Source organism: uncultured Gelidibacter sp. (assembly GCF_947500795.1).
In the GTDB taxonomy this organism is placed as follows: domain Bacteria; phylum Bacteroidota; class Bacteroidia; order Flavobacteriales; family Flavobacteriaceae; genus Gelidibacter.
Window position 1 is genome coordinate 171058 of sequence record NZ_CANMTE010000004.1, and the last position, 12484, is coordinate 183541.

The 12484-nt window shown below is 38.2% G+C and carries 8 protein-coding genes; all 8 read right to left on the reverse strand.

Translation table 11 applies throughout. The features are described 5' to 3' along the window. Positions 1–57: 57 nt before the first annotated feature. Positions 58–2082 (reverse strand): cytochrome c biogenesis protein CcdA, encoded by a 2025-nt coding sequence (locus Q0947_RS10940; RefSeq protein ID WP_299397130.1) that lies wholly within the window; start codon positions 2080–2082, stop codon positions 58–60. A gap of 248 nt (positions 2083–2330) precedes the next feature. Further along, positions 2331–3650: a TolC family protein gene (locus tag Q0947_RS10945; protein WP_299397133.1), complete on the reverse strand. Its 1320-nt coding sequence runs from the start codon at positions 3648–3650 to the stop codon at positions 2331–2333. After that, positions 3637–6726, reverse strand: a complete 3090-nt coding sequence (locus Q0947_RS10950) for an efflux RND transporter permease subunit (RefSeq protein WP_299397135.1) — start codon at positions 6724–6726, stop codon at positions 3637–3639. Before Q0947_RS10950 ends, Q0947_RS10945 begins: the two co-directional genes overlap by 14 nt. Positions 6727–6734: 8 nt before the next feature. Further along, on the reverse strand, positions 6735–7793 hold the full coding sequence (locus tag Q0947_RS10955; RefSeq protein ID WP_299397138.1) for an efflux RND transporter periplasmic adaptor subunit: 1059 nt from the start codon (positions 7791–7793) through the stop codon (positions 6735–6737). A gap of 357 nt (positions 7794–8150) precedes the next feature. Beyond that, positions 8151–8507: a plastocyanin/azurin family copper-binding protein gene (locus Q0947_RS10960; RefSeq protein ID WP_299397140.1), complete on the reverse strand. Its 357-nt coding sequence runs from the start codon at positions 8505–8507 to the stop codon at positions 8151–8153. Further along, positions 8507–8713, reverse strand: a complete 207-nt coding sequence (locus Q0947_RS10965) for a DUF4142 domain-containing protein (RefSeq protein WP_299397143.1) — start codon at positions 8711–8713, stop codon at positions 8507–8509. The genes Q0947_RS10960 and Q0947_RS10965 overlap by 1 nt, the downstream gene beginning before the upstream one ends. A gap of 13 nt (positions 8714–8726) precedes the next feature. Continuing rightward, the gene (locus Q0947_RS10970; protein ID WP_299397145.1) at positions 8727–9038 is read right to left on the reverse strand and encodes a DUF4142 domain-containing protein; all 312 of its coding nucleotides are present in this window, start codon (positions 9036–9038) and stop codon (positions 8727–8729) included. A gap of 280 nt (positions 9039–9318) precedes the next feature. After that, the gene (locus Q0947_RS10975) at positions 9319–12453 is read right to left on the reverse strand and encodes a glycoside hydrolase family 2 TIM barrel-domain containing protein (RefSeq protein ID WP_299397147.1); all 3135 of its coding nucleotides are present in this window, start codon (positions 12451–12453) and stop codon (positions 9319–9321) included. Between the last annotated feature and the right edge of the window lie 31 nt (positions 12454–12484).

Here is a 12484-nt window from a genome sequence, read left to right on the forward strand (position 1 = left end):
AAAAAAACCACCTCGTTTTGCGAAGTGGTTTTTTTTTGCTTATCAAGATGCCAGCGCTTACTTTTTAAATGCTTTTACACCTTCTTCCATCCAACCATAGTATTCGTCCACATTTGGTGTATAACCAACAGGATCATTAAGATTTTCTTCATCATGTCCTATCAGCACATAAAAAGGCTGCGTATTGGTTTTATAGCGTATCGTTTGGAATTCACTCCACTTTTGACCAATATATTTCAGTTTCTTTCCTGGTCGTAATTTAGATTCAATAACCTCATCACCTTCAAGTTTACGTTTGTCGTCCACATATAAGGAAATCAACACCACCTCATTCTTAAGCATATTCAGCACCTGATCATTTGGCCAAACGTTCTGTTCCATCTTTCTACAGTTGACACACGCCCAACCCGTAAAATCTAACATAATTGGCTTGCCAACTTCTTTGGCATACGCCACGCCTTTGTCATAATCATTAAACGCTAAGATTTGATGTGGTGCTAAAAGATGTGCGCCATCAGGAATTTCTTGCGATTCGCCAGCAATAACATTTCCGCCGGTTTTAGAATTACCAACACCATAAGGCGATTCTGCATAATCTAATGGTGGTGGGAAGGCGCTAATCAAGTTAAGCGGCGCACCCCATAACCCTGGAATCATATATATTGTAAAACTCAAGGCTATCAATCCAAGGCTCAAACGTCCTACTGAAATATGTGTTAACGGCGAATCGTGTGGCAATTTGATTTTTCCGAAAAGGTAAAACGACAATGCTCCAAAAATAGCAATCCAGATAGCTATGAATACTTCACGCTCTAGGAAATGTAATTGTAACACTAAATCTGCTTGTGAAAGGAACTTGAATGCAAAAGCCAATTCCAAGAATCCTAATACCACTTTTACCGTGTTTAACCATCCTCCAGATTTTGGAAGAGAGTTTAACCAACCTGGGAATGCAGCAAACAAACCAAATGGCAATGCCAATGCCAATGAAAAGCCTAACATTCCGATCATTGGTGCAAGTCCGCCTTTAGTAGCAGAAAGCACGATAATATTTCCTACAAACGGCCCTGTACATGAAAAGGATACAATAGCAAGGGCGAGTGCCATAAAGAAAATTCCTGTATAGCCACCTTTATCCGCTTTGCTATCAATTTTATTGGCCCATGATTGTGGCAACATAATTTCAAATGCACCTAAAAAGGACACCGCAAAAATGACGAGAATCACAAAGAAAAGCAGGTTAAAAGTCACACTTGTAGAGAACTCATTAATAGCGCTCGCTCCAAAAATGGCAACAACACCTGTACCTAATATCACATAAATCACGATGATACATAGTCCATATATGAAGGCGTTTTTAATACCCTGCGCTTTGTTTTTGCTTTGCTTGGTAAAGAAACTTACGGTCATCGGGATTAAAGGAAATACACATGGCGTGAATAACGCGATAAACCCTGCACCGATTCCTAAAATGAAAATCGTCCAAAGTCCTGTGTTATCAGCTTCTTTATCTTGGGTTTCTGTTACTAGAACTTCCTCGTTAGTGTCAATGCTTATCGGATTCTGAAAATCAATAATACCATTACTTTCTGAAGCTTCAGAATCTTCTTTACTGGACAGGTTTTTAGCGGTATTTAAATCAAAATTCAAATCGACGTATGATGGTGGTAAACAACGCATATCATCACACACCATAAATTCAACTTCGCCTTTAACTATAGAAAGTTCATTGTTGATCACCTTAATACGCTGTCTAAACTCAGCTACATCATCAAAATACTTGATGCGCATATTAAAAATAGGATCATCAACAGTGCGTCCTTCTTCTTCGCTCGTTTTGCCAACAAGCTCAGCGTTTTTAGCTAATTCATAAGTAAACGTGGTTGCTTTTGGTCCGTTTTCAGGAACACTTTGAGAGTAGAGGTGCCAACCTCTGTCAATTTTTGCTTTAGCGATAAGATCATATTCAGTGTCTGAAATCTTCTCTACAGAAGTGGACCATTTTACAGGTTCCAATACTTGGGCTTTTGCGGTAGAATAAAATAAGGTGATGAAGAAAAAGTATAGAAATATATTTTTCATTACAATAGGTTAACTAGGGGTTATTACTATTTAAAATAAAATACTGTTTAAAAGGTTATTTTCTATAGGACGCTGTGGTTATAAAAAGCCCTTGCTTTTAAATGTTAAAACTAACGTTTTTATATAAAAATCAAGGTGCAAAGGTAATTAAAAGAAATTGTAAGCCCTCCTAGTTATGGAGTTCTCCTCACGCTTTTAATAAGAAATTAACATCCTTTCGGCCTTAAAATTTTGACAGAATTCGATTACTAGCGCAATGATAAATTACCAGCTAATTGTTTGAGTGTGATTTCTGAAAGTTTTGCTTGATAAATGGCATTACTCAATCGCATACTGGCGTTGATATAATTGAGTTGTGCCGTTCTGAACTCGATAGTCGGAATCGTACCGATTTTATATTTTGCCAAGGTAATCTCAAGATTTTCTTTAGCGATATCTTCATTACTCGTTTCCAAATCAATCAAACTTAAATTGGTTAAATACGTTTGGTACGCGGTATGCAATTGCGATTTTATGGTTTCCGTTTGCTGCTTGATTTGAATATCCGAATTTTCAATTTGAAGCTTCGCTATTTTTTTATTCCGATTTTGATTGGAACCGTTAAAAATATCAATACTTGCAGATAAACCGTAGTTCCAACCTTTTGCATTGTTTTTTGTGGTGAATCCTAAACTCGATTCTGAATCGCTGAAATTATAACCTGTATTCGCAGAAATCCTTGGAAATCGATTGCCTTTAATCTGTTTTAATTCCAATTCAGATATGCGCTTGTTGATCAGTTGTGCCTGCAACTCTGGATTTTGAGTAGTTGCCAAGTGTTCCAATTCGGCCAATTGCAAATCTGTAGCAATCAACACCTCATCCTTTACCTTAAAATCAATATGGGTATCGCGCCCAAGAATTTCATTAAGTCTAATTTTTGTGTTTTTATACTGCTCGCGTTGTCTAATTTGAAGCGTTTTATCCGTATTAAGATCTACCTGGGCATTGAGCACTTCCAATTTAGAGGACTTTCCGATGCTGAATCGATTATCAGCCAATTCGACACGCTGTTCTGAAATGACCAAAGTACTATCTAAAGCCATCAATTGCTGCTGCTGATTCACCAAATCGTAATACGTGACCATCACGTCACTCACCCGATTCAACACTGTAGCTTGCAATTCTGCTTTCCCCAATTTTTCAAGTTCTTTCAATTGATCGTAGCGGGCAAACATCCCTAAACCATCAAAAATGGTCCAATCTAAACCGACACCATAACTGAGGTTATTATTTTTGGCGTTATCCAATTCAATGACATTGCCATCAGAACGCGTTTGCGAAATATTTTGGGTACTATTATTGGTGCTAGCCTGAGCAAAAACTCTTGGCAACATTCCGGCAAAACCTGGACTTACGCCTAAAGAATCCACTTTCGAATTATTTTTAGCCAGACGAATGTCATAGTTGTTTTCAAGCGCAATTTCTACCGCTTCCTCAAGCGTCAACACTTCTTGGGCATAGGTTTGAAGTGCGAATACCCCAAAACAGATACTAAGACCTAATGTCCAAAGTTTATTCGGTTTCATAACTATCAATTTTATCAAATTCTGGACGGTGTTTCTTCTGTCTCGACCACATCATATAAATAGACGGAATCACAAATAAGGTCAAAATAAGCGAAAACAAAGTCCCTCCAATAATAACAACCCCCATCCCTATTCTACTTGTCGAGGCTGCGCCAATAGACAGTGCAATTGGTAATGCACCTAAAGCAATGGTTAAACTGGTCATTAGAATAGGACGTAATCGTGATTCTGAAGCTTTCATGATGGCTTCATATTTGTCCATACCTTCTTCCCGAAGCTGATTGGCAAATTCCACTATTAAGATTCCGTTTTTGGTAACAAGACCAATCAACATAATGGTTCCAATTTGGCTGAAAATATTCCAAGTTTGACCGAATAACCACAATGAAAATAAGGCTCCAGCTACCGCCATAGGAACCGTTAGAATAATCACAAACGGATCTATAAAGCTTTCAAATTGCGCTGCTAAAATCAGGAAAATTAACAGTAGGGCCAATCCGAATGCGAACATGGTATTGGAACTACTCTCCACGAAATCTCGAGACTCACCACCTAAATCTGTGGTAAAAGAATCATCTAAAACTTGCGCTCTAATACTTTCCATGGCCTCGATACCATCATTAATACTCATTCCTGGCGCCAAACTCGCGGACACCGTTGCAGACATGTAGCGGTTGTTGTGATACAATTGTGGCGGACTACTGTGCTCTTTTGTAGTTACCAAATTATCCATTTGTATCAGTTGTCCCTTATTATTTTTAACGAACATGGATTTCAAATCCATTGGTGCAGCACGATCTTTTTTATCAAACTGACCAATCACTTGGTACTGCTTACCATTCATCATAAAATACCCAAAACGCTGGCCACTTAACGATAATTGCAAGGTTTGCGCGACATCTAATACCGAAACGCCTAAACTTTTTGCCTTATCACGATCAATAGTCACATAAATTTCAGGTTTGTTGAATTTTAAATCGACATCAGTATTTGCAAACACCGGATTGCTTTCCGCAGCTTCCATAAACTCAGGAATCTTCTCCTTTAATTTCTCAAAATTAGGCGCTTGAATGATGTATTGAATTGGCATACCACCTCTCCTATTTACGGCGATGGTAGGCGTTTCTGAAACACTGGATCGTGCATTTTCAAAAGTTCTGGTCCAACGCGTCAAATCTTCGGCAATTTCCTTTTGCGAACGATCACGTTCACTCGGATCTACCAATGAAATAATCGCGCGACCACTATTCACAGAAGCCGATCCAAAACCTGGTGAGGTGATGATTAAACTCACTTTCTTTTCAGGAATGGAATCGTTAATTAAATCGGTCATTTCATTCATAAACCGATCCATATAATCGAAGGACGCACCTTCTGGAGCCGTGACACTTACTCGTAAATAACTTCGGTCATCATAAGGAGCGGTTTCCTTTTGAAGTAAATTATAAAACAGCCCAATCATGACAAAACAGATCACCAAAATTGGAAAACTCCACCATTTATTTTGCATGAATTTCCCAAGAGAACTTGCATAGGCAGTGTTCATTTTTACAAAATACCGCTCTGTAAAATTGTAAAATTTAGAACGCTTTTGCTTCCCTGGTTTTATCAGATAGGCATTCAACATTGGGGTTAATGATAAAGACACAAATGCCGAAATCAGTACGGCGGCACCTATCACAACACCAAATTCCCTAAAGAGTCGTCCCACAAAACCTTCTAAGAAAATTACAGGAAGGAATACTGCTGCTAAGGTTACAGAAATCGAAATTACGGCAAAGAAAATCTCATTAGACCCTTTTATTGCGGCTTCAATAGGCGACATGCCTTCTTCGACCTTCTTGTAGATATTCTCCGTGACCACAATACCATCATCCACCACCAATCCCGTAGCCAAAACAATAGCCAAAAGGGTGAGGACATTAATCGAGAATCCAAACATCCACATGATAAAGAAGGTGGCAATTAACGACACCGGAATATCAATAAGCGGACGCAAGGCCATGGACCAGTTTCTAAAAAAGAAATAGATGACCAAAATCACCAATATCACAGTAACGGCAAGGGTTTCTACCACTTCAATAATGGAGCGTTTTACAAAGATGGTATCGTCTATAACAACATTTAATTTGAAATCTTCAGGCAAATCTTTTTTAAGCCTTTCAAATTCTTCATAAAAGCCATCAGCAATAGAAATGTAATTAGCACCAGGCTGCGGCACAATGGCTAAGGCGACCATAGGTTGCCCGGAATCACTCAGTTTGGTTTCCATGTTTTCGGCTTCCAAAGTGGCGTTCCCAACATCACTAAAACGAACTACTTTTCCGCCTTCTGAAGATATTATAATGTCATTGAATTCTTCTTCAGTGGTAAGATTTCCAATCGTTTTTACGGTCAACTCGGTATTCGCTCCCGTCAGTTTTCCAGATGGCAACTCGACATTTTGCGATAATAAAGCTTGTCTGACTTCGGCAACTGTCACGCCATAAGAAGCTAACTTGATAGGATCAATCCACATGCGCATGGCATACCTGCGTTGCCCCCAAATTTGCACACTACTTACGCCCGGAATGGTTTGCAAACGCTGCGCAAGGACGTTATCGGCATAATCAGTAAGTTCTAAAATATTTTTGTTATCACTTTGAACCGTCATGGAAATAATCGCACGAGAATCGGCATCAGCTTTTGATACGACTGGAGGTGCATCAATATCCTGAGGTAGACTTCTTACCGCCTGAGATACTTTATCACGCACATCATTTGCCGCTTCTTCAAGATCTTTATCTAAATTAAATTCGATACTAATTCGACTGGAACCTTGGTTACTGGAAGAAGTAATATTTCTGATGCCATCAATTCCGTTAATGGATTTTTCAAGCGGTTCTGTAATCTGCGATTCAATAATATCAGCATTAGCACCAGAATAACTCGTACTTACGGAGATTTGTGCTGGATCAATAGATGGAAATTCCCTGACACCAAGATAGGTATAGCCAATGATCCCGAAGAGCATGATGGCCAAATTCATCACAATGGCAAGTACAGGACGTTTAATACTTAAGGTAGATAAACTCATCAGCGCAATTAATTCTTAAGGTTCACTTTTACGGGCGTTCCATTTTTGAGAGACATCACACCTGAAGTTAAGATGGTATCGCCAACTTTAATTCCTGAAAGCACACGCACCATACTGTCTGTTCTGGCGCCTGTTTCCACAACCACTTCCTTAGCTTTTCCGCCATCTACAACAAATATTTTCTTTCCATTTTGGATGGGAATTAACGCTTCTGTAGGTACTAATAATGCATCCTCAACAGTTTCAAGTGGCAAAGTGACATTTGCAAACGTTCCCGGATATAGTTTACCTTCCTTATTATCGGCAATTGCACGCATCTTTAAAGTCCGCGTGGCAATATCCACCTGAGGTTCTATAGCATAAATTTTAGCAGTGTGTTCTTCGTTTGAATTAGAAGTAGTAAAGGTCAATGCACTGCCTACCTTCATAAGGGAAACGTATTTTTCCGGAATGGCGAAGGTAAGTTTCAACTGACTTGTATTAACCAATTTCGCAATTGGAGTGGCTGGCGTTACATAAGTCCCTTTAGAAATGGAACGTAGACCAATAGTCCCAGAAAATGGAGCGCGAACGGTTGCTTTAGATAATTGTGCTCCTATGAGTTGTGTTTGCGCTTTGGCAGATTCAAAATCGGCATTTGCCATGTCATATTCCTCAACACTGATGGCTTGTTTTTCTAATAACAACTTCGCTCTTCGTTGGTTTTCAGACGCTAGTTGTTGAGCCGTTTTTACTTTTGATAATTGTGCGCGAAGTTCAATATCATTCACTCTAAACAGCACTTGACCTTTGGAAACTTTAGTGCCTTCTTCAAAATTGATGCTTTCTACAACGCCGGAAATTTCACTGCGCAATTCAATTTCTTCATTGGCTTCCAATGTTCCGGATAGGGAAAGATTATCAGCAAACTTTTCAGCTTTCAGTACTTTACCTTGGACACCCATTTCGGAAACTGCCCTTTGCGCATTTTTAGGAGTATTTATTTTAGAATTCGCACTTATTCTATAGGCAATGAGTGCTATTAACCCGCAGATGAAAAGCGTGAGAAGAATGTATCTTTTTTTCATTTAAATTGATGATTATTGCCTCTTAAAATAGAGTTATAAACGAATATAAACAAAGCTAAATTTAAAATTTAATAAATTTTCTACGTTAATCTTTATTTAACAAAATTATGCAAATAGATATTTAAATAAGATAAAAGTGCGCCAAAGCCTACCTAAACAAACGAAGCCATTGAAAAACTTCCGATGAAACAAAAGAACTTCACGCAAAAAACCCAAGCAACATTTCACTTTCTCAAGTCAAATGTTCTTGGGTTCTAACACACACCAACCAGGAAACAATTAATGTGACACTATTAATCCAGATATTACTATTTAGAAAATCATTTGATATTACCTAAACTAATTCTTAAGCATACCTTATTTAGTTATAGTAATAGTGCCCTTCATCACCTTATGTAGATCGCAAAAATAGTTCACATCTTCATTAATCACTTTTGACCACGTGGCTCCTTGATTCATAGGTTTAGATGACCATTTTCTTGATACTTCAGTAACATCATGTTGAAAGAAATCCTTATTAACCCAAACAACCGTATCTCCTTTTTTGATTGTTAGATTTGCTGGTTCGAACTTCATTTTAATTATGGTTACCATATGTCGTTTGGGTTGGCAAACTTCCTCAGCATGCTGACCATTCATAAAAAACACTGCAAAACACGTCAACATGGTGAAAATCATCACGTATTTCGAGAAATATTGTTTATGCGTTTTCATTATTTTGATATTTTAGCTTGAGCCATTTTCGCATGTCCGAGATGAGTTTCTAAAGCTGGAAGTACTGTTTCGAGCAACGCTTTCAATTCTTTATTCTTTGCTTGCGGAATTAATATGTTTTTGATGGCTCCAATGACTGCTTCATGATAAGCGACTTCATTATCTATATATATTTTATCAAAATCTCCTTTTCTCGCACCTTTCAATTTTTTAAGTGTTTCAGAAGATTGAGTTAAAAGTGATTGGCTTACCTCGTTGTCTAAAGGCGTGACCTAACTTAGTTACTAAATCTACGGCTTGATTAATCACCGCTGTATGGTCTTCAATCATTCGATTTGCAAAATCAATAATTTCTTTATTGCTTGAACGTTTGAGGGCCACTTTTCCATAGTCAATATCAATTTGATTGGCCACAACGGCAACGGAAGCAATTTCAGGATCAGTTAATTGAGGCGTGCTTTGAGAAAACATTAAGGTTGTGAAAAAGAATACACAAATTAGAGTCATCCCGTAATTCATTGTTGTTTTCATGATATTATAGATTTTAAACTGTTTATATCAGTTGGATAAGAAAAAGGAATAAAGGTTACAAGATTTTAAGCATTTGTTCCAATCGTGCTTAAAAAGCTATTTTTAATCTTGCTCTTAAGGAACTTTTTGTAAAAAAATTGAGTTTTTAGTATTTCACATAAATGATGTCCAATTTCCACCATCAGTCTTTCTTGATTGAATAGACATAAAAAAAAAGGTTACAATCATATGTAACCTTTTTTTTTATTGATTTGAATCTCAACTAAATTGTCTGCTCAGACTAATTATATGGCTGAATAGTAAAGCTGTAGTGATAGTTCCTATCAGCAGGAATAGTATATTCTGGATGCACCAATCTTCCCCATGAGGTATCACCACCCACTCCCATTTGTAGATAATCGATGTTCCATTGCACCGTTTCCCCAATCTTAATATCTGCACCGTGCTTTTTTGTCACCGGCACTAAACCTGAAGCAGATGCGCTGGCATCGTCGCTATTAAAATCGATTTCAGTCATGGCAAAAGGCCATACACTTGTGTTGAGCCACACGTTACCCGCTGCTTTTAAAGTTACATGAGGCGATGACACTTCGACCCAACGTATATCCGTTTTATTTCCGGTTTCCTGTGGACGAAGGTATCGTTCAAACTGATCTACAATTTTCCCTGAATAGACATCCGTTTTAACGCCAGTTTTTCGGTCCCAGTAACTTTCTGTTTCTCCTTTTCCATACCACGCGACGTCTGCAAAATCTTTAGACAAAGTCATATACATACCAATACGAGAGATGTTTGGAAGGTCCTTTTGATTGGGTGAAAAACTATACGCCACATTCAGACTTCCATCAGACTTTAAAGTGTATTGCACTTGCACATTAGCCTCATTATTCGGTAAAACATAATCCACTTTATACGTAACGTCCCCTTTTGAATCCATAGGATTTCCAACTAATTTGGGACTATTATTAAAAGTAGCATTCTGCCAAACTTTAGCCCATTGGTGCATGTTGTTTCCTAAATCGTTGTCCGTTGGGGCTCTCCAAAAATTCGGGCGGATTGGGTCTTTCGTTATGCGTTTTCCTTTGTAGGTCCATGACTGGACTTCTCCCGATTTGGCATTAATTTGAAAATCTACAAGGTCATTTTTAATTGTAAACACATCGTTGCTTTCACTGATTTCGAGCGCTATTCCCTCCTTTGATTCTGTATTTTTAAGGTTTCCTTTTTGAAGTAAAAATTCATCCCAAGCCACTTCATGACCTTTCGGAATTAAATCTTTAGCCTCTTTTTGGATTAAACTCACTTGAAGTAGGTATTCGTTTTCTGCATTCAAAGCAGTTGGGAATTTTTCAAGCTTGATTTTAGCAGACTCCTGCGGATTCACATGCACCACTATGGCCTGATCTTGAACAATCTCTATTCCATCTTTTAAAATTTTCCAAGCGATGGTTTTATCTGATAAATCTATAAAGAAATTCTTGTTGACAATCTCTATCACGCCATTACCCAGATAATTAAACTGCACAGGTTCGTATACTTTCTTGACTTCAGTTAAATGTGGATGTGGCTTACGGAGCGGATCTACCAAACCATTATTTAAAAAGTTCCCGTCTGTTGGCAAATCTGTATGATAATCGTGGCCATAGGCAAAATACGGGTTGCCTTGTTCATCTTTATATTCTAATGCCTGATCTACCCAATCCCAAATATAGCCGCCTTGAAGATTAGGATAGGTTTCAATAATATCCCAATAATCCTGAAGATTTCCAACCGAATTCCCCATAGCATGCGCATATTCAATCATTATTGACGGTTTATCAGAATTCGATTTTCCGTGAGCAATTAAGTATTCAGGCTTTGGATACATTGGGCAATACAAATCGGTATAATCATCTTTGCCTGCCGGTTCGTATTGCACGATTCGATTATCGTCTTGTGACTTTAACCATTTGTAAGTGGTTCTGAATATGTCGCCTGTTCCCGCTTCGTTACCAAGCGACCATGAATAAATGGACACATGATTTCTATCGCGATAGTACATGCGTTGTGTACGCGCTTCATGTGCTGCCAACCAACTCATTTCACTCCCGATTTGTGTCTGTTCATCAATGGCCAATGGGTGACTTTCAATATTTGCTTCGTCTACCACATACAAACCATATTGATCACACAACTCCAACCAATAGGGATCGTTCGGGTAATGCGAAGACCTAACGGCATTAATGTTATTCTGCTTCATCAGCTGAATATCCCTTTCCATCGATTCCCGCGACACCACATGCCCCGTTAACGGATCAGTTTCATGTCTGTTAACACCTCTGATGTAAATGGCTTTACCATTAATCAGCACTTGAGAATTCTTAATTTCGACGCTTTTAAAACCTATTTTTCTTGTAATATATTGGTTGTTTTTAGCATTGGATTCGTCTTCTAAACTTATTTTAAGCGTGTATAAGTTTGGTTGTTCAGCCGACCATTTTTTTACAACTTCAAAAATGCCTTCTGAAATAAACTCAACACTTTCATTCGCCGGAATTTCTAAAATTTTCGAGTCGGTAAATTTTGAAGTTTCGCCCTCCAACACCGCAACAGACACCTTTCTTTGAACTGCATATTTCGATGGATTAACTATTGAAACGGTGTTTTTTAAAACGCCATTGGTATAGTTGTCTTGTAAATTGGTGTAAGCGTAATAATCAGAAACGGCCACTTTAGGTTGCGTATATAAATAGACGTCGCGCTCTATGCCGCTCATGCGTAAAAAGTCCTGACTCTCCAAGTAACTGGCGTCGCTCCATCTGAACATTTGCAGGGCCAATATATTTTTACCTGCTTTTAGATACTTGGTAATATTAAATTCTGCCGGCAATTTACTGCCTTGAGAATACCCAACATAATCGCCATTAACATAGACATACATTGCCGATTTAGCACCTGCAAAATGTAAGATGACTTCTTCAGATAAGAATGCTTCGTCTAAAGTGATTTCTTTTCTATAGGTTCCTACAGGATTATAATCGGTGGGTGCGTTAGGCCAAGTTGTGGTGAATGGATAGCGTTCATCCAAATAAATAGGATGGTCATAACCTTCCACCTCCCAATTGGCGGGCACCGGAATGGTATTCCATTGAGAATCATCAAAATCGATATTTTGAAAGGTTGTTGGTCTTGTTTTTGGGTCTGTAACAAAATTAAATTTCCATTGCCCATTTAAACTTAAAAACCGTTTTGAGTTTTCCTTCTTATGTATGTCTGCCGATTCAAACCCAAAATAAGTTGCTCGTGGTGCCAATTTATGGTCTTCGAAAATTTCATGATTGAAGTGAGACGTTTGTGTAGGCACTTCTAAAAGGGTTGCAGTTTTGCATCCCACTAGCACACACAAAATGAGGGCACTTAAAAATTTTAATTTCATGTTTAGTATGTTTTGATGGTCCCCAGAATTT